Annotated in this window: 11 protein-coding genes; 10 read left to right on the top strand and 1 reads right to left on the bottom strand. The window is 46.1% G+C overall.

Going from position 1 to position 20,038, the window contains the following annotated elements; translation table 11 throughout:
* Window positions 1–19: 19 nt before the first annotated feature.
* The 4 genes from D0C36_RS09245 to sov all read left to right on the top strand — a co-directional run bounded on the left by D0C36_RS09245 (window position 20) and on the right by sov (window position 11,569).
* Window positions 20–1,273 (top strand): lytic transglycosylase domain-containing protein, encoded by a 1,254-nt coding sequence (locus D0C36_RS09245; protein ID WP_117391231.1) that lies wholly within the window; start codon window positions 20–22, stop codon window positions 1,271–1,273.
* A gap of 110 nt (window positions 1,274–1,383) precedes the next feature.
* On the top strand, window positions 1,384–3,690 hold the full coding sequence (locus D0C36_RS09240; RefSeq protein WP_117391230.1) for an NADP-dependent malic enzyme: 2,307 nt from the start codon (window positions 1,384–1,386) through the stop codon (window positions 3,688–3,690).
* A gap of 11 nt (window positions 3,691–3,701) precedes the next feature.
* A complete protein-coding gene (gene ruvA, locus D0C36_RS09235; RefSeq protein ID WP_117391229.1) occupies window positions 3,702–4,289 on the top strand; it encodes a Holliday junction branch migration protein RuvA in 588 nt (195 codons plus the stop codon).
* A 302-nt stretch (window positions 4,290–4,591) separates the two neighbouring features.
* Complete coding sequence (gene sov, locus D0C36_RS09230; RefSeq protein WP_449406631.1) at window positions 4,592–11,569, top strand: T9SS outer membrane translocon Sov/SprA; 6,978 nt, start codon at window positions 4,592–4,594, stop codon at window positions 11,567–11,569.
* Window positions 11,570–12,043: 474 nt separating this feature from the next.
* On the opposite strand, the gene D0C36_RS09225 is transcribed toward sov, so the two are convergent.
* Window positions 12,044–13,849, bottom strand: a complete 1,806-nt coding sequence (locus tag D0C36_RS09225) for a hypothetical protein (protein WP_147321972.1) — start codon at window positions 13,847–13,849, stop codon at window positions 12,044–12,046.
* Window positions 13,850–13,986: 137 nt separating this feature from the next.
* Between D0C36_RS09225 and miaB the strand changes: the two genes are divergently transcribed.
* The 6 genes from miaB to secG are packed head-to-tail and all read left to right on the top strand — an operon-like array spanning window position 13,987 to window position 19,885.
* Entirely contained in the window at window positions 13,987–15,411 is a 1,425-nt protein-coding gene (gene miaB / locus D0C36_RS09220) for a tRNA (N6-isopentenyl adenosine(37)-C2)-methylthiotransferase MiaB (protein ID WP_117391227.1), read from the top strand.
* Window positions 15,412–15,453: 42 nt separating this feature from the next.
* Window positions 15,454–15,825 (top strand): four helix bundle protein, encoded by a 372-nt coding sequence (locus D0C36_RS24940; protein WP_117391226.1) that lies wholly within the window; start codon window positions 15,454–15,456, stop codon window positions 15,823–15,825.
* A gap of 33 nt (window positions 15,826–15,858) precedes the next feature.
* Entirely contained in the window at window positions 15,859–17,106 is a 1,248-nt protein-coding gene (locus tag D0C36_RS09210; protein WP_117391225.1) for a sigma-54 interaction domain-containing protein, read from the top strand.
* Between the two features lie 3 nt (window positions 17,107–17,109).
* Entirely contained in the window at window positions 17,110–17,640 is a 531-nt protein-coding gene (locus D0C36_RS09205) for an LptE family protein (RefSeq protein WP_117391224.1), read from the top strand.
* A gap of 5 nt (window positions 17,641–17,645) precedes the next feature.
* Window positions 17,646–19,508 carry a putative sodium/potassium/calcium exchanger gene (locus D0C36_RS09200; protein WP_117391223.1) on the top strand — a complete coding sequence of 621 codons (1,863 nt, stop codon included), beginning with the start codon at window positions 17,646–17,648 and terminating at the stop codon, window positions 19,506–19,508.
* 11 nt (window positions 19,509–19,519) lie between these two features.
* The gene (gene secG, locus D0C36_RS09195) at window positions 19,520–19,885 is read left to right on the top strand and encodes a preprotein translocase subunit SecG (RefSeq protein WP_117391222.1); all 366 of its coding nucleotides are present in this window, start codon (window positions 19,520–19,522) and stop codon (window positions 19,883–19,885) included.
* Window positions 19,886–20,038 lie beyond the last annotated feature (153 nt).

Here is a 20,038-nt window from a genome sequence, read left to right as displayed (position 1 = left end):
TTGAGGGTTACCCTAAAATATGAAGAAACTGTTTACTTTTTTTGCCTGCGTTTTATTTGCGCATGCAGTTAAAGCTAATGTTGCAGCCAGCTTTGCCATGGCAGCCATGCAACAGGATACCAATGTAACTGCTCCCGAGCTGCAGGCCCCGGTATCTATATACAACAACGTTATTTTTAAACGCCGCCTGGATTCTATCCAAAAGGAAGTCCCTTTGGATTATAACGGCTATGTACAGGCCTACATTGACCTGTATAGTCGCCGTAAGGATGATATGGGCCGCATGTTGGGCTTATCCAGATATTATTTCCCTATTTACGAGAAAGCTTTTGCTGATGCCGGTATTCCGGATGAGATCAAATACTTATCGATAGTAGAGTCGGCATTGAATCCTAATGCTATTTCAAAAGTAGGCGCGGCTGGCCCGTGGCAGTTTATGTCAGAAACAGCCAAGATCTACGGCTTGGCCATGACAGAATATGTTGATGAGCGCCGCGACCCGGTACAGGCCAGCAACGCCGCTGCTGCCTACCTTAAAGATGCCTACCTGCAATTTGGCGACTGGCTGCTGGCCATTGCCTCATACAACTGCGGTAAAAGCAATGTAGAACACGCGTTGGAACGTACCGGCGCGCATGATTACTGGTCTATCCGAGACCAACTGCCACCCGAGACACGTGGTTATGTACCTGCCTTTATCGCTGTAAATTATGTGATGAAGTACCACAGGATTCATTACATAACCCCGCAAACAGCAAGCCTGGCTATATTAACCGATACGGTGATGGTAAACAAGTTTGTATCGCTTAGCAGGGTAGCGCAAGCCCTGGGTATGCCGCTGAAAGATCTCAGCACGCTTAACCCATCATACCGCCAGCAAATTGTGAATGGTTCGGCAAATAATCTTCGTAAGATTGTGGTGCCTAAGATGGATAAACAGCAGAACGATATAGTACACACCGCGATAAATGATATCACGGCACCTGTACGCCCGCTGAGGCCAATGCAGTATGCCATGATAGCACCGCCACCACCGGTTACACCGGCAAGGCCAATGATGCCTGCACGCGCAGTGCAACAAGCTGTGGTAACTAACGGTGCGCCGCCGGTTGCGCCTACCACACACGTAACCAAAAAAGGTGAAACTATGGCAAGTATTGCCACAATGTATAATGTTAAAGTTGAACAGGTAATGCAGTGGAATAAGCAGTTGGGTAGCAATGCCAACTTACCGCTTTTGCCTGGTTTAACGGTGAATATCGGGAACAGCTAATAATAGGTTAGCTGCTGTGTTTCAAATTTAAAGTATTTTAACCTAAGCCTTTTTGTTGGCTCTTCAAGAAAACTAATCGTAATTTTGGGGGCTTCAACAAAAGAAAAACCATGAACAAACCAACTCGTAAGCAGGATGCTCTAAACTACCATGCAAAAGGCCGTCCCGGCAAAATACAGGTAGTTCCTACAAAGCCTACAAACTCACAACGCGACCTTACATTGGCGTACTCGCCGGGCGTTGCCGAGCCCTGCCGTGAAATTGCCAACAATGTTGACGATGTTTATAAATATACCGCAAAAGGTAATCTTGTAGCCGTTATCAGTAACGGTACAGCCGTGCTTGGCTTAGGCAACATTGGCCCCGAGGCCAGCAAGCCGGTAATGGAAGGTAAAGGCCTGCTGTTTAAAATTTATGCCGATATCGACGTGTTCGACCTTGAGGTGAACGCTAAATCGGTTGATGATTTTGTGAACATCGTAAAAGCGCTTGAGCCAACCTTTGGCGGCGTTAATTTGGAAGATATATCAGCCCCAACTTGTTTCGAGATCGAGCGCCGTTTAAAAGCCGAGATGAATATCCCGGTGATGCACGATGACCAGCACGGTACCGCCATTATATCGGGCGCAGCCCTGATGAATGCCTGCGAGATACAGGGCAAAAAACTGGAGAAAATAAAACTGGTAGTAAATGGTGCCGGCGCGGCAGCCGTATCATGTACAAAAATGTACCTGTCGCTGGGGGTTAAAAAAGAGAACCTGGTGATGTTTGACATCAACGGTTTGATCACTCCTGACCGTACCGACCTTGACGATATCCGCCTGGAGTTTGCCACCAGCCGTAAAGATATTACTACCCTTGCCGAAGCCATGAAAGGTGCCGATGTTTTCATCGGTCTTTCTGCTGGTAACGTGGTTACTGCCGATATGCTGATGGGTATGGCTAAAAACCCTGTGGTATTTGCTATGGCCAATCCCGAGCCCGAGATCAATTACGATGTAGCCACCGCTGCCCGTAAAGATATCATCATGGCAACCGGTCGTTCTGATTATCCTAACCAGGTAAATAACGTATTGGGCTTCCCTTACATTTTCCGTGGCGCTTTAGACGTACGTGCAACTGCCATTAACGAGGAAATGAAGATAGCAGCGGTTAAAGCTATTGCCGAGATGGCTAAAAAGCCGGTGCCCGAGGCTGTAAACTTAGCTTACAATCTTACCAACCTTAAATTTGGTAAAGACTATATCATCCCTAAACCGATGGATCAGCGCTTGATCACCGAGGTATCATCAGCTGTAGCAAAAGCGGCTATTGAATCGGGTGTGGCCCGTAAGGTGATCACCGATTGGGATGCTTATAACGAAGAATTGATGAGCCGCCTGGGCAGCAACAATAAACTGCTGCGCGATATGACCAACCAGGCCAAGCAAGATCCAAAACGTATAGTATTTGCTGAGGCCGATAATTACAAGATATTACGCGCTGCGCAGATTGTTAAAGAAGACAAAATTGCCACGCCGATACTTTTGGGTAACGAGGCACGCATCCGCGAGATCATGCGCGAAACCGAAATTGATCTGGGCGATGTGGAGATCATCGATACCAAAAAAGAAACACCACGCTCTGAAGAGTATACTCAGTTCCTGTTTAAAAAACGCCAGCGCAGGGGCATGACCATGTTCGAGGCTAAGAAAATGATCACCGACCGTAACTACTACGGTGCCTGTATGGTGGAGTTTGGCGAGGCCGATGCATTGATCTCTGGCCTGACCAAAAACTATGCATCAACGGTAAAACCGGCGCTGCAGATCATCGGTATTGAAGAAGGTATCAGCCGTGTGGCAGGTATGTACCTCATGATCACCCAAAAAGGCCCGTTCTTTTTTGGCGATACCACGGTAAACATTAACCCGACCGCGCAGGAACTGGTAGATATTACAGTGCTGATAGAAAAATCGGTAGCACAGTTAAATATCCAGCCGCGTGTGGCTATCCTGTCGTACTCAAACTTCGGTTCAAATGACGGCGAGCTCCCCGAGAAAACCCGCGAGGCAGTTAAGATATTACACGAGAAATATCCGGATATGATTGTTGATGGTGAAATGCAGGCCAACTTTGCCCTTAACCCGGCATTACTGGCAGATAATTTTCCTTTCTCAACACTTAACGGAAAGCCGGCAAATACTCTTATCTTTCCTACACTTGAATCGGGCAATATTGCCTACAAATTAATGCAGGAAATTGGTGGTGCCGAAGCTGTTGGCCCTATCCTGTTAGGCTTAAAAAAGCCGGTGCACGTGTTACAGCTGGGTAGTTCGGTTCGTGAAATTGTAAACATGGTTACGATTGCCGTAATTGATGCGCAGATAAAATGTGCAGCCAAGGAAGCAAGCCAGGCCAAAACAAAAAAGAAATAATCTGAAAAAACATGTACGACTATATTGATGGTAAACTGGCGTTCAAGAGCGCCGCTTATGTGGTGATTGATGCAGGTGGAGTTGGTTACCAGATCAATATATCGTTAAATACCTATTCGCTGCTTGGCGATGGGGAACGTTGCAAGCTGTACACATGGCTGCACGTAAAAGAAGATGCCCATACACTTTATGGTTTTGCCGATGCAGGAGAGCGCAAGCTCTTCCTGCACCTGGTATCCATATCTGGCATTGGGCCAAATACTGCACGGATGATGCTTTCATCCATTACTCCGGCCGAGATACAAACGGCCATTGTGCAGGGCAATGTGGCGCTGATAAAAAGCATTAAAGGCATCGGCCCAAAATCTGCCCAACGCATCATTTTAGAGCTTCAGGATAAATTAAAGAAAGAAGGTCCGGATAGTTTAACTGCAAACCCGGTAGGGTTAAAAACGGTAAAAGAAGAGGCGCTTTCCGCCCTTGTTATGCTGGGTTTTGTACGTAACGTTGCAGAGAAAGTTCTGGATCAGGAGATAGGCAAAAATACAGGTGAATTAACTGTAGAGCAACTTATCAAATACGCGCTTAAGAACTTATAATTACCCATTTAAGACACAAGTTGGTTAAAATTTTTACTACTAAGCTTTTTGTAGTTATACTTTTTGTATCTGCTTTAAGCGGGGTAGGAAAGCTATATGCGCAGCAAACGCCTGTGCAACAGCTAACTTCGGTTCCAAATCAGTTGCCGACCCAATATCCGGCACAGCAGGGGCAGCAACAATATCCTTCGCAGCAAGGCCAGCAGTTTCCAAACAGGCAGCAGCAGTATCCAAGTCAGCAAAGTACAAATCAATCGCAGCAGCAGCCTTTTAACCAGCAGGCGAGGCCGGGGCAAACACCTGTGCAAGCGCAACCGCAGCAAGGCATGCCAACAACGCAAACGGCAAGAACAGATACGGGTTTTAAACCCGGCCCGGTTCAGCTGCGCGAGGCAACATCAAAACGCGAGCGCTCGGGCTTATTCTTTAAAGACCCGCCCGGCCTGGTGCGAACGGTGGAGTATGACCCTGCAACTAACCGCTACATATTGTACGAGAAACTGGGTAATCTTAACTATCGTGCGCCACAATACTTAACTTTTAGCGAGTATCTGCTGTTGCAGCAACGCAGCATGAAGCGCGAGTATTTTCAGCAGTTATCAGACAATTATGCGTTTGAGTCTGAGCAGCCGGGCTTTATTCCGCAGATGCGCATTCGCAGTAAAACATTTGAACAGATCTTTGGCAGTTCAAATATTAATATTCGCCCACAAGGATCTGCAGAAGTGATATTGGCAGGGCAGATAAATAAAAACGAGAACCCGCTGTTTAATACCCGCCAGCGTAACCAGTTTAACTTTAATTTTGACCAAAGAATTCAACTGAACGTAACAGGTGATATTGGCGACAAACTGAAAATCACCACCAACTATAATACCCAGGCGCAGTTCCAGTTTGAGAACCAGATAAAGCTGGATTACACCGGTCACCCGGATGAGATCATCCAGAAGATAGAGGCCGGTACTGTTAGTATGCCGCTGAATACCACACTCATCACCGGCAGCCAGGCATTGTTTGGGGTAAAAACCAAACTGAAATTTGGCAGGTTGGATGTAACCAGCATTTTTTCGCAGCAGCGTTCGCAATCAAAAAATATTACCATTACCAATGGTTCGCAGCAGGGCAATATCTCTATTACCGCGGCTGACTATGAAGCAAATAAGCACTACTTCCTGTCGCAATATTTCAGGAATAATTATAACCGTGCGCTGGCCAATATTCCTATCATCAGCTCAAACATTAACATTACCAGGATTGAGGTTTGGACAACCAACCGAACCAGCGTAACTACCGATTCGCGTGATATATTGGCTTTCCTTGACCTGGGTGAGAACAGACCACATAACCCGTTGATTAACCCGGGCACGAGTGGTTATCCTGCGGGTTTTCAGGGGCCCGGTTTTCCGCAGCAGTCAAATAACTTGTTAACCAATATCCCCTCAGGGGCGCGTAATACCAACTCTAATGCTATTGCCACTTATTTCCAGTCTACCGGTGCTACTGATAACTATGCCAAGCTAACTTACGCCCGTAAACTAAAGGATAACGAGTTTACCCTGCATCCGCAATTGGGTTATATCTCACTAAACTATCCGCTGAATAACGATGAGGTATTGGCCGTTGCTTACCAGTACACCGTAAATGGTGTGCAATACCAGGTGGGCGAGTTTAGTAGTGATAGGGCCGTGAACACCACCACCCCGCAGGTACTTTATACCAAACTTTTAAAGAACGAATTGCTTAAAACCAGCCTGCCAACCTGGGACCTGATGATGAAAAACATTTACTCGTTAGGAGCAAGCCAGATAAGCCCCACCAACTTTAAGTTGAACGTTACCCGTTTAGATGATAAATCGGGGATTGAAAAGACCGGGGTAGACGAGGGTACCAATACCAAAGGTAAACGCTGGCTGCAGATAACGGGGCTGGATAACCTTAACCAACAGAATGATAAAAGCCCGGATGGTTTCTTTGACTTTTTAGAAGGCATTACTATCGACTCGCAAAACGGGCGCATCATGTTCCCTACGGTTGAACCATTTGGTAGCGATCTGGCTAAACAATTTACCCCTGCCGAGGGTGATTTAACCGCACGTTATGTTTACCAGGCGCTATATGATTCAACCAAGGTGATTGCCCAGCAACTGTTCCCTAAGCTTAATCGTTATCTTATTAAGGGTACTTATACCGGCCAAAATGGGTCAGAATATCAGCTAAATGCCGTGAACGTTCCGCAAGGATCTGTTGTGGTAACGGCGGGCAATTTAAAACTGCAGGAAGGAACAGACTATACCATCGACTACAGCTCGGGCCGTTTGCGGATGCTGAACCAGGCACTGCTGCAATCGGGCCAGCCGATTAACATCAAGTTGGAGAATAACGAGCTTTTCGGCGTGCAACAAAAATCTCTCTGGGGAACCAGGCTGGATTATCATGTGAACCCTAAACTGGCTTTGGGTGCTACTTTGATGCACCTTACCGAACAGCCTATTAACCAGAACGAGATAGTGGGGCAGGAATCGATCTCTAACACTATCTGGGGTTTTGATGCCAACTATAGTTCCGAATCACGGTTTCTGACCCGCCTGGTAGATAAGATTCCGCTTATCAATACCAAAGCGCCATCAACCATAAACTTTAGCGGTGAGTTTGCCCAACTGAACCCCGGCAGCCCGGGCGCCCTGGATTTTGCGGGCTCAAAAAATGGTACATCATACCTGGATGACTTTGAGAACAGCCGTACCGTTATCGATATAAAAGGAGCGTTAAACTGGCAGCTATCCGGCACGCCGCAAATGTTTACAGAATCAAACGCATTTGATGATCTTAGCTACGGTTTTAACCGTGCAAGGCTGGCCTACTATAATATTGATCCGATATTTTATGTTAATTCGGGTAATATCCCGGTATCGCGGAATGACCTGTCAAACCATTACGTAAGGCAGGTGCTGGAGCAGGAAGTGTTCCCATACAAACAATCAACCACCGGGCAACCTATCAGTTTGGCTACACTGAACATGGCGTTTTACCCAACCGTGCGTGGCCCGTACAACTACACCACTACAGGCATTAACAATGATGGTACGCTGCAAAACCCACGCAACCGCTGGGGCGGTATGTTCCGTAAACTGGAGACCAACGATTTTCAGGCGCTCAACGTGGGGTATATCGAGTTTTGGATGTTAGATCCGTTCATCTACAAGCCAAACTCGCAAGGTGGCGATCTGTATTTTAACTTAGGTAGTATATCTGAGGATATTTTGAAAGATGGCCGTAAAAGTTTAGAGAACGCCCTGCCTGTTGACGGCACCACGGCCGACAAGGTTGATGAAACCAACTGGGGGCGCGTATCAAAACTGCAACCTGTTGTTAATGCTTTTGATAACGACCCCAATAACCGCCGCCTGCAGGATATTGGTTTGGATGGTTTGAACGATGCTGATGAGAAGGTGAAATTTGCGCCTATGTTGCAACAAACGCAAGGGCTGTTAAACCCGCAGGCTGCTGCATTGCTTAACGCCGACCCATCATCAGATAACTACCAATACTACCAGGGCCAGGCGCTTGACCAGGCTGGTGCCGGTATTTTGGAACGTTACAGCCGCTTCAACGGTACTGAGGGTAACTCTAAAACCGCAGAACAATCGCAGGCAGAACTGGGTATACAAACATCGGCATCAACATCATTGCCTGATGGTGAGGATATTAACCGCGATAATAACATGAGCCAGGCCGATGAATACTACCAGTACCGCGTGTCTATCCGCCCGCAGGATATGGTGGTTGGCCAAAACTACATCAACGATAAAATCAACGCCAACGTTAAATTGCCAAATGGTACAACGCAAACTGTTACCTGGTACCAGTTCCGGGTTCCGATAACGGATTATACCAGCAAGGTGGGCAACATACAAGATTTTAAGGCCATCCGCTTTATGCGCATGTTCATGACCAACTTTGCCGATACAGCTGTATTGCGTTTTGCTACCCTGCAATTAGCCAGCAGCGAGTGGCGCACCTTTAATGCCGAGAATAATCCTCTGAATGTTATTGCAGATCCTGCTATCCAAAACCCGGTAATTGATGGCTCGGTACTGGATGTGCAGGCTGTAAATATTGAGGAGAATGGTAACCGCACGCCAATACCTTACGTGGTGCCGCCGGGCATTAATCGCCAGCGCAACTACAACAACTTACAAACAGATACCAAGCTTAACGAGCAATCGCTATCATTGAACGTAACCAACCTGCGCGATGGTTACTCGAGGGCGGCGTTCCGTACTTTTTATAATGATCTGCGCTCTTATAAACGCGTGCAGATGTTTATCCACGCCGAAGGCGATCAGCTAAAAAATAACGACCTGAATGCCTTTGTGCGCTTAGGGGTTGATTATCAGGATAACTACTACGAGTATGAGGTGCCTTTGGCTGTTACCCAACCCGGTACCCGAGACCCCGGTGCAATATGGCCATCCGTGAATGAGCTGAACCTGGAATTATCTATCTTAACAGATGCCAAGCTGGCGCGTAATAACGCCAAACTAAACGGGCAACCGTGGCCGTTCACAGTACCGTTTGTTTATACCGATGGTGCCAACAAAGTGACCATAAAAGGGCAACCCGATCTGAGCCGGTTGCGTACCATTATGCTGGGTGTGCGCAACCCTTACAAGGCCAATAGCATGAGCGGCGATGACGGGCTAAATAAAACCGGTACGGTTTGGTTTGATGAATTGCGCCTTACTGATTTTGACCAGCGTGGTGGCTGGGCGGCTACGGCACGTGTGGATGCAGCCCTGGCAGATTTTGCCAATATCACCGTATCCGGCAGTAAGAGTACCATTGGCTTTGGTACGCTCGATTCGAGGGTGAGCGACCGTAACCGTAGCGATAACCAGATCATTGATGCATCGGCCAGTGTGGAGCTTGGCAAGTTCTTCCCTGAGAAAAGCGGTATCCGCATCCCGGCGTATGTGAATATATCCACCCAAAAAAGTACACCGCAATATGACCCCGGTATGCCTGATGTGGAATTGAAGAAATCACTGGCCGCTGCGCAAAGTACAGAGGCCCGCGATTCTATAAAGCGTGTATCAGAAGATTTTACCGTGCGCAAAAGCATCAACTTCACCAACGTACATAAAGAGCGTACCGACGCATCGGCACCGGTACATGTTTGGGATGTGGAAAATTTTGCTGCCACCTATGCCTATACCGAATATCGTCACCACGATTTTATTGTGGAGAATGATATGGCCAAAACCTATCGTGTAGCACTTAATTATAACTACACCAACGAGCCTAAGTTCATCACGCCATTTGCCAAGATCATAAAGAGCAATTTGCTTGCGCTGGCGCGCGATTTCAACTTCAGTATATTGCCTTCAAGGTTAAATTTCAGCATTAATTTCGACAGGTTCTATTCTGAGAACACCTTGCGTAATAACGACCCTAATAACTCTATCCCTATCCCAACATCGTTCAACAAAAACTTTAATATTACGAGGGTTTATGGCATCGGCTGGAATTTATCTAAATCATTATCGTTGGATATTGATGCAACCAACCTATCGGTAGTTGATGAGCCGATGGGGCGTATAACCGGTTTAAAACGCGATACCCTTTGGGATAACCTGATGAAACTTGGCCGTACCGTTAATTACAACCACACCATTAACATTAACTACACCACGCCTATAAATAAAATACCGGGCCTTGAGTGGACTGCGCTTACTACGCGCTATAGCACTAACTTTAACTGGCAATCGCAGCCAACATTTGCTATTAACAACCCAACCTATGACGTGGGTAACAGCATCCAAAATGCCCGTACCATCCAGTTAAACCCTAACCTTAACTTTGCTAATCTTTATAACAAGTTCCGTGGCTTGCGGAAGGGTAATAATGAAAAGACAAGTGCCGGAAGCTTGTTGCTTGGCCTGCTTACCAGTATTAAAAATATCAGCGGTACCTACACGCGCACCGAGGGTACTTTCCTGCCCGGCTATCTGCCAAAATCAAATTTCTTTGGGCAGGATCTTGACTACAGTGCTCCGGGTATCGGCTTCCTACTGGGTAGCCAGACGGATATACGTGGCCGCGCGGTGGCCAATGGATGGATAACAACTGATACATTGCAGAACCAGTTGTTTGTAAAATCATTTAACGAGGATATACAACTGCGCAGTATTATTGAGCCACTGCCCGATCTGCGTATCGAACTAAAAGCTTTCCGCACGCAGGATAGGAACTATCAAACCCAGTTTAAATATCTTGAGTCTACACAGCAGATAGAGAACCTTAGCCCGGTTACCTCGGGTACTTACAGCGTGTCGTTCCTGTCAATAGGTACGGCTTTCTCAAAAGGCGGCGATCTTACTAAAAACTCAGAGGCTTTCCAGAAATTTTTGGATAATCGCGCGGTAATATCGCAACGTTTAGGTCAGCAAAATCCAAACTCTTCCGGCTCTGCCGATGGGTACGCCGATGGCTACGGGCCAAATGCGCAAAACGTATTGGTGCCGGCCTTCCTGGCGGCTTACACCGGCAAGGATGCAGGGTCGGTAAACTTAACGCAGTTCCCTAAAATACCTATCCCTAACTGGGATATTAAATACAGTGGCCTGGCAAGGCTGCCGTTGTTCAGTGATCTGTTTGACTCGTTTGATCTGCGCCACGTGTATCGCTCATCATATAACGTAAGTGCCTACACCACCCTGCTGCAGTACCAGGCTGTGAATGGCTACAGCGCCGTGCGCGACCCGAACCAGGATTTCCTGCCGCTTTACCAGTTCTCGCAGGTAAGTATATTGGAGTCTTTCCTTCCGTTACTGGGTGCCGATGTTCGTTTCAAAAACAGCATGACAGCCAATGTGGAGTTTAGCAAGAACCGTTTCCTTAACCTAAGTATGCTGAATAGCCAGTTAGCACAGCAGGACGAGAATATTATTGTATTGGGCTTTGGTTATCGCCCTAAAAACTTCAGGATGCCATGGGGGCTGTTTGGCACCGGCAACCGCGAGAACAACGATGTGAACTTTAAACTGGATGTAGCTATCCGCGATAAAAAGCTGGTGATCTATCGGGCCGATGTTCCGGGCGCCGAGGTATCATCAGGTGCCAAAAATATTACCCTGCGCCCGTCGATAGATTACGTGATCAATCAGCGTTTTAACCTCAATTTGTTTTACGATAGTAACATCACCAAGCCATACACCTCGCAGGCGTTCACTACAGCGTTTACCAATTTTGGTGTTAATTTGAAGTTGTTGTTGCAGTAAGAAAGTTATAAGAAGAAACGTCATGCCGTCCGTCGGCTGACGGATCGGCATCCCATACGCTAAGTTTCCCACGCGTCATTGCCAGTAGAGGCCTCACCTAAATCCTCTCCAAAGGAGAGGACTTAAAGCACTTGTCATTCTGAGCGTAGCGAAGAATCTTTATACTTTACAGAGAACGCGGTTAGATTCTTCGCTACGCTCAGAATGACAAATAGTACATAAAAAATATAAAGACGAACCCGTCGGCACCGAACACTGCGGCATAGTGTAACGTGCGGATAGCACAGGCATTGCATCGGCACAACCATTGTAGCGCGTTACCGTAGCCGCGACTTTTCTTTGGTTACTTTCTTTTGAGAGAAAAGAAAGTAACATCCACTGACGATTCATAACTCACTTCCATTCCTAACGAAGAACTGTTCTAAAGAGATTGCTTCGTACCTCGCAATGACGAGTTGGGTTGGATGCCATGACTTAAGCCTTCCCTTTCTTCTTCTCTTCAACCTTCTCCTTAAACTTCTTATCCTCTTTCTCTTTTTCCTTTACAGCTTTCTTGATGATCTTTTCCTGCTCTTTTTTGTCGTTGGTATCTTGCTGCGCGTTTAGCTTTTTCTCCTGCGCAGGGCCAACGCCTGCGCAATTTTTGATGCCGTTTAGCAGTACATGCCATACCGTTTTAAAGAACGGGAAGTTTTTGGGGCGGATGTAAACTACGTTTGCCAGTCGCAGGGTTTTCTCACCGTCATCAGGGTTATCATGTTTCAGGATAACGGTATTGGCAAGGGCACTGATGAGTGTCTTCTTGGTATAATCGGGGCGGAGCACATCAACATTCAAATCCTTATACAGAAATGATACCGTTCCCTTTGATACCTTTTGCGTGCTGTGCACATTAAAATCAAAGGAAGTAACGCGCCCCCGGTTTATCTTCACCATGGACAGCGGCATCAGTACCGGGGTCACTATAGTCATATCCATCGGCGCTAAATGGCCTTTATAAGCGTAGCTGTAATCCGGATCGCTGAGGTTGAATACAAAATGCAGGTCGAATTTTCCTTTGCCCATAAACAGGCTGGTTATATCGGCTGTGCAGATGTTGTTTTTCTTCAGCAGATCTTTACGGTTGGTCAAATTCAGGAAACGCCCGTTAATGCTGTTGAATTTTACGTGCCCAAACTTCATGGTAGGTGTGTTGCGCTGGGAATAGGTAAAGCTCATCTGTTTCAGATCCAGCGTGTCAATATTAACAGGCATGGGCATCTTCTCGCGGATGGCCCAGTTTGGGAAGGTTACCAGCCTGTCGGTAGTTTGCAGCTTGCCGTTGTAGTTACTATACAAGCCAAAGCTTCCCTTATCGATCTCCATCTTTTTAATATCGATGCTTTGGTTATCCTGAAAACCATTGTAATCAAAGTTGTGCAATACAATATTTTCGAGGTGAATATCAAAACGGTCGCTTTTGCTTTTTTTGAAGAAAGTAGGGTAATCGATAGGGGTAAGGTACAAACCGTCAACCGTTAGCTTTTTGCTTTGGGTGGAGAGTTTAACGGCTTTCACTTTAAAAGTATAAAGCCCATCTGCCGATCTGCTGGTGTAATTATGCAGTTGCGTGGTCACGTCTTTAAAGAAAAGGAAGCGCGTGGTGTCACTCTGCGAAGCAGAATCTATCAGCAGGCTGCTCCCCAAAATATCCATATCCTTCAACTCTGAGCGGGATGGTTTTGGGCCGGTGTAATTGATGTTTTTCAGGCGGATATTGCTCAGTCTTAACTCCCCAACATTTACTGATTTAAAGGTCTTCTCTATCTTTTGATAAAGCGTGCGGTTGTCTTTTTTACCGCTATCCGGCTTGTTGGCATATTTGCTAGCGATGATCTCGGGCTGGTCCAAAGTAATGCGCGAGATGCTGAGTCTCTTATTAAAATACAGATCGGCAACTTTTACGCCTGAAACAATGAGGCGCTGCACATGCAACTCATAAAGACTATTGGGCACGTGCTCTTTATTCTCGCGCTTTGCGCGATATACATCAACATTAGGTTTTAATTTGATCCCGTACAGGACCACGCGGCCTTGTAAAACGTTAAGTTTGGCATCACTAAAATCAATGGTGTAGAGGCTGTCGCTGCCTTTGGCTACGGCTGTTTTAAGCTTGTCGGATAGTTTGGGTTCGAGGTAGCTGTTCAGGAAAAGTACAGGTACCAGTATCAGTACGGCTAATACAGCCAGTACAATAAGCAGCACCTTTAGCCACCTGCGTTTTTTTGTAGTCTCTACCATGTTATAGGTGGCTTTTATATGTTTATGTACAACCCAAAGCATTAACAACAAAAAGCAGAAATTGTTAAACGCTGACAAACTGTCACGCTGGTAATTAATTTTTGTGTATTTTTGCGGCTCAATTTTTAAGATTTAAGATGGAATTCCTTACACCGGATAAAACGCACGATGAGAGCAGGCAGGGAGAGGCTTTAGTAATAGAGCCGGGTGAGAAAAATAATGGCCGCAAGCTTTATATTGAAAGCTATGGCTGCGCCATGAATTTTTCTGACAGCGAGATAGTGGCATCCATATTAGCCGAGAAAGGTTTTGAAACTACCGGCGACTTTAACAATGCCGATGTTATTTTCATAAACACCTGCTCAATCCGCGAGAACGCCGAGACCCGCGTACGTAACCGACTGAAAGAGTTTGCCTACGCAAAAGGTAAAAACCCGGGTATGGTGGTAGGTGTGCTGGGTTGTATGGCAGAGCGCCTTAAATCGAAGTTTTTAGAAGAAGAAAAACTGGTTGACGTAGTAGTAGGCCCCGATGCTTACCGCGACCTGCCTAACCTGATAGATAAAGTTGACGGCGGCCAAAAAGCCGTTAACGTATTGCTAAGCCGCGAGGAGACCTATGCCGATATCAGCCCTGTACGTTTGAACAGCAATGGTATAAATGCGTTCGTATCAATCATGCGCGGTTGCGATAATATGTGCTCTTTCTGCGTGGTTCCGTTTACCCGTGGCCGCGAACGCAGCCGTGATGCTTACTCTGTAGTAGCCGAGTGCCAGGATCTGTTTAACAAAGGTTACCGCGAGGTGACTTTGCTGGGCCAGAACGTGGATTCGTATAAGTGGAGTGCAACCCAGTTGGCAGAGGGGGCTACTGAGGTAGTAAACTTCGCCAACCTTTTGGAGATGGTTGCGCTTGTTAACCCTGAACTGCGTGTACGTTTCTCAACATCGCACCCTAAAGATATTACTGATGAAGTGTTACATACCATCGCTAAATACGATAACATCTGTAACTATATACACCTGCCGGTACAAAGCGGTAATAGCCGTGTACTGGAAATAATGAACCGTACTTACGACCGCGAGTGGTACATGGAACGTGTTGATGCTATCCGCCGTATCATCCCCGATTGTGCTATCTCTACAGATATCATTACCGGTTTCTGCACCGAGACCGAAGATGAGCACAACGAGACCCTCAGCATGATGGATTATGTACAGTACGATTATGCCTACATGTTTATGTACAGCGAGCGCCCCGGCACCCTGGCAGCAAAACGCTATGCGGATGATATACCGGAGCCGATAAAAGCGGTACGTTTGAACCAGGTGGTGGCAAAACAGCGCGAATCATCGCACTACCGCCTGCAACAACACGTGGGCAGGGTTGACCGTGTGCTGATAGAAGGTTTCTCAAAAAAATCAGACAAAGACTATTGCGGCCGTAACGATAAGAATGCCATGGTGGTATTCCCGGTACAGGAAGGCTACAAACCCGGCCAGTACGCTAACGTATTGGTTGAGAAGTGTACCTCGGCTACGTTGATAGGGAGAATTGTTTAATAGAGGCAAGAGCCAAGAATCAAGAGTCAAGACAGAAATTGGATGAGGCATAACTTTAAAAACCTAAAAGTGTGGCAGAAAGCGATGGACTTGACCGATATGACTTTTGATTTTTGCAAAGATTTGCCGGTTAACGAAAGATATAATTTAATAGACCAAATTAACAGAAGTTCTTGTTCAGTGCCGTCGAACATTGCAGAAGGCTCGGGTAAGAATACAAATAAACACTTTGCAGAATTTTTAGCAGTTTCGATCTCTTCTTCTTTTGAACTCGAGACGCAATTGCTAATATGCGAACGCAGAAGTTACGGGTCGCAAGAAAAACTTGAAGTATGTCTTCAACTTTTATCTGAAGTTCAAAGAATGATATTTTCATTCCGTGAGTATATTTTAGAGAATGAGAAAGCATCTTGATTCTCGACTCTTAATTCTTGACTCTTATTAAATATGGATATTCAAGAGATCAAACAGCGCTTCGGTATCATCGGCAATTCGCCGTTGCTTAACCGGGCTATAAATATTGCAAACCAGGTTGCACCTACTGATATCTCGGTATTAATTACCGGCGAGAGCGGTAGCGGTAAAGAGGTTTTTTCGCATATCATTCACCAGATAAGTGCACGCAAGCATGGGCCGTTCATTGCGGTTAACTGTGGCGCTATCCCCGAAGGAACTATCGACTCAGAACTTTTTGGCCACGAGAAGGGTGCTTACACCGGAGCCGTGGGCGAACGCAAGGGTTATTTTGAAACCGTGAACGGCGGTACCATCTTTTTAGATGAGATAGCCGAGATGCCGCTGGGTACACAGGCGCGTTTATTGCGCGTACTGGAATCAGGCCAGTATATTCGCGTAGGTTCATCAAAGGTAGAGAAAACCAACGTACGCGTTATTGCCGCAACTAACGTTGATGTTTATGACGCGGTAAAGGCAGGTAAATTCCGCGAGGATCTTTACTATCGTTTAAATACCGTGCCTTTGAAGATACCGCCTTTGCGCGAGCGTAAAGAAGATATCTTCCTGTTGTTCCGTAAGTTTACATCAGATTTTACCGATAAGTACCGCACGCCGCCTATTCAACTTGACGATGATGCACAGCAGGTATTGGTAAACTACTCATGGCCGGGCAACGTGCGCCAATTAAAAAATATGGCCGAGCAACTGGCCGTGTTAGAGCGCGACCGTGTGATTACCGCGCAAACCCTGCTTACCTATATTCCGCATGAGACAGGCCGCACCAATCTGCCAATGCGATTGGACAATCAGCCTAAAGAAGATTTCTCTGAGCGCGATATCCTGTACAAAGTATTGTTTGATATGAAGCGCGACATGATAGAGCTTAAAAAGCTGGTTGCCGATATTATTGAGCATGGTGGTGTTAGCACGGCATATCAGAATAATTCGCAGGCTATTACACAACTTTACAGGGATATAGAATTACCGCAGGCAAGCGTACCTGAGCCACAATTTACGCTGCAGCCATCCGTTAACAATAACATCAGCAACAGCAATAATGATTATGATATTGTTCACCATACCGAAGAGGTAGAGGAGTCGTTGTCTTTAGTTGAAAAAGAATCAGACCTTATACGTAAGGCGCTAAAAAAACATAAAGGCAAACGCAAACTTGCTGCCAACGAGCTGGGAATATCAGAGCGCACCTTGTACCGTAAAATAAAAGAGCTAAATTTATAATTAATGAGCAGACAGCTATTGTTAAAGTTATTGACCGGGATGTATGTGGTGGTGTTGCTCTTTACATCATGCGCGTATAAATTATCACTTAGCGGGGCATCTATCCCGCCGGAGCTAAAAACTATTGATGTTGAGTTTTTTGAGAATAATGCCCAGCTGGTTGTACCAACCTTAAGCCAGCAATTTACCGAGGCGCTAAAGAACCGTATCCGTAGTACTACTAATATAAACATCGTACGAGGCGAAGCTAATGCTACTTTAAGCGGGGCCATAACAGGCTACACTATAGCGCCAATATCAATACAGGCAACAACCGGTGGTGAGCGCCCAATAGCGGGTGCAAGCCGTTTAACAATAACCGTTCAGGTAAAATATACCTATGATGCCGATAAAAAGCTTAGTTTTGATGAAACTTTTACGCGTTTTGCGAATTATAGTGGTGATATAGCCTCGCAAGAGCAGGCATTGATAGCCGATATTAATAAGCAGCTCACCGAAGATATTTTTAACAGGGCATTTGCCAACTGGAATTAATTAAAGTGGATCAATACATCGATAACAGGCAAAAAGAAATTTTCTGGACCTTGTTGGCTAATCCTGCCGATGAGGGCGCATCTTATCTGCAAAGTTTAGAGCGTTTAGTTAGCGATCATCCGCAAAGCGCCATTTTGCAAGTGCTAACGGCCCGTGCAAAAGGTGGGCCATCAGCAAGCAAGGCTGCTACTTATATTGATCCGCGGTTACTGCATAAGCTTATCAGTGATCCGCAGGGGCTACCTGCAGTTGAGGCCGGTAGTGTTACAGATCTTACTTGGGTACCTAAAAATGAATTTGTTGTACCGGTTCATGAACAACAAGCAGCGCCGGTAGAAGACACCGTTATTGTAGACCCCTATGAGGCGATACGAGAACCAGAAACCGTTGCTTTTGTTGACGAAGAGCAAGAAGTTGCAGAAGAAGTGCATGTTACCGAACCCGTAATTGAAGAGCAACCTGACGACGTAACCGAGATTCCGATTCCTGAAGAAACGCGGGAGATAGTTACAGATGAGATAGCTCCTGAGCAACGTTTTGGCGAACCGATAGATGAAGAACCTCTTAATGAGATTGCCGAAGCTCCCCAAGTTTTTAGTACACCAGAACAAATACAAGAAGCTATAGCGTCTGCAGCTGAACATACAGAATCTCAACCGGAAGAGGTAGCAGAACAACCTGCAGAAAATAAGATCTCTACTGAAGAAATTCCTGCAGAGCAACAGCAAGCGCAAATCAAAGAAACCGAGCAACCCGTTGCAGAAGCACCTGTTGAACAAGCGCAATCTTTGACTGAAAAACAAGCGCCTGCCGAATCTGAATACCGTTTCTCATCCCGTTTTCCTAAACGTGAAAATCCGGTTGCGCCGGAGCCTGAAGAACCGAAAGCAGCCGAGCCTATTGAGGACGAGGTTTACGATGAGATTGTTGGCATTGATGATATTGGTTTTAAGCCGGTAACTGAAGAGCCTAACGCCGATACTGCTACCGAGCACCGCTTTAGCGAACCGGAAGCTGAGCCTGAGCAGGATGAAGAGGTGCAGCAGCCATCAGTACAGTTTCACCAGCCGGCAGATGCTGCAACGGAGCCTGTACAGGATTACCGTGAAGTAAAAGACGAAGAAGAAAAGTTAATATTAGGCGGCATTGTTGGCGGTGATTATTTATCGTTTGATAAAAAGCTTGATGAACTGCGCGAAGCAAGTGGCTACGTTGCGCCTAAATTTAAGCCCGAAGAGCCGAAAGCAGAACCTGCCCCTGTAGAAGAAAAAACACCTGAACCGGTGCAACCTGCTGCGCAGGCAGAACAGGCAACCAGTGGCCACACCATCGACCCGAACCATGTATCGCGTTACGATGATGATAAAATGCCTTACACTTTCTTGTGGTGGTTAAATAAAACCCGTAAGGAGCATGCCGAAAACCTAAGGCCTTATGCCGAAAGAGGTGTACAAACAACCGCAGGCGGCGGAAATGTTGACGGCCTTAAACGTGCTGATGAATTGCAACAGCAATATTTTGAAAATATCTTCAGTCTTACATCTGTTAGTGGTGTAGAGCGCGATAGCGATCCTGAGCGCTTAGAGTTTGACCCGGAGAAGAAAGAAGATGTGATAATTGAACGCTTTATCCAGGCCGATCCGCAGATAAAGCCATTATCGGCAGATAAATTGGATAACGAGAATAAGGCAAAACGCAGCTCTGAAGACAGCAACGAGGTAGTGACCGAAACCCTGGCCCGCATCTACGCCGACCAGATGCTATATCATAAAGCGATAGCTACTTATAAAAAATTAATATTGAAATTCCCGGAAAAAAGTACGTACTTTGCAGCCCGGATTGAAGAGTTAGAAAAGAAAACCAATTGATATAAAAAGAAATGTATTTAGTATTCATCGTCATCACGATAATTTTATGTGTGCTTTTAGGCCTTATCGTATTAATTCAAAACCCTAAAGGCGGCGGTTTGGCGTCAAACTTTTCAGGTTCATCTCAATTAATGGGTGTACAAAAAACCGGCGATTTCCTTGAAAAAGGTACTTGGGTACTTGCAATAGGTATTATGGTATTATCGCTTGTTATCAACGTATCTGTTAAAGGTGGTGCGCAAAAATCAGAAGACCCTGCTTTAATGGAGCAGATAAAAAAAGCATCTAAACCATCTGCAGCGCCTGCTACTACGCCATTAAGCGTACCTGCACCTGCTAATAATGCACCGGCACCAGCTAAAAAACCTGCTCAATAATTTAAGCGGTAAATAATATTAGCGAAAGGCTTTGGATACGTCCAAAGCCTTTTGTGTTTTAGGCCGGTGTAATCCCCTGCGTAAACGTAGGGGTGGGTAGCTCCTACGGAGCAAAAGAAGATAATAGGTAATCAACTACAAAGCGGTTGTCCT

This window comes from Mucilaginibacter conchicola, from assembly GCF_003432115.1.
Taxonomy (GTDB): domain Bacteria; phylum Bacteroidota; class Bacteroidia; order Sphingobacteriales; family Sphingobacteriaceae; genus Mucilaginibacter; species Mucilaginibacter conchicola.
The sequence above is the reverse complement of the archived record's forward strand: the minus strand, read 5'-3'. Positions and strand labels throughout refer to the sequence as shown.

What these genes read in the sequence shown, in the direction of transcription:
- D0C36_RS09245 (WP_117391231.1), top strand. Translation starts at nt 20, where the DNA reads ATGAAGAAACTGTTTACTTTTTTTGCCTGCGTTTTATTTGCGCATGCA.
- D0C36_RS09240 (WP_117391230.1), top strand. Translation starts at nt 1,384, where the DNA reads ATGAACAAACCAACTCGTAAGCAGGATGCTCTAAACTACCATGCAAAA.
- ruvA (WP_117391229.1), top strand. Translation starts at nt 3,702, where the DNA reads ATGTACGACTATATTGATGGTAAACTGGCGTTCAAGAGCGCCGCTTAT.
- D0C36_RS09225 (WP_147321972.1), bottom strand. Translation starts at nt 13,849, where the DNA reads ATGGTAGAGACTACAAAAAAACGCAGGTGGCTAAAGGTGCTGCTTATT.
- miaB (WP_117391227.1), top strand. Translation starts at nt 13,987, where the DNA reads ATGGAATTCCTTACACCGGATAAAACGCACGATGAGAGCAGGCAGGGA.
- D0C36_RS24940 (WP_117391226.1), top strand. Translation starts at nt 15,454, where the DNA reads ATGAGGCATAACTTTAAAAACCTAAAAGTGTGGCAGAAAGCGATGGAC.
- D0C36_RS09210 (WP_117391225.1), top strand. Translation starts at nt 15,859, where the DNA reads ATGGATATTCAAGAGATCAAACAGCGCTTCGGTATCATCGGCAATTCG.
- D0C36_RS09205 (WP_117391224.1), top strand. Translation starts at nt 17,110, where the DNA reads ATGAGCAGACAGCTATTGTTAAAGTTATTGACCGGGATGTATGTGGTG.
- secG (WP_117391222.1), top strand. Translation starts at nt 19,520, where the DNA reads ATGTATTTAGTATTCATCGTCATCACGATAATTTTATGTGTGCTTTTA.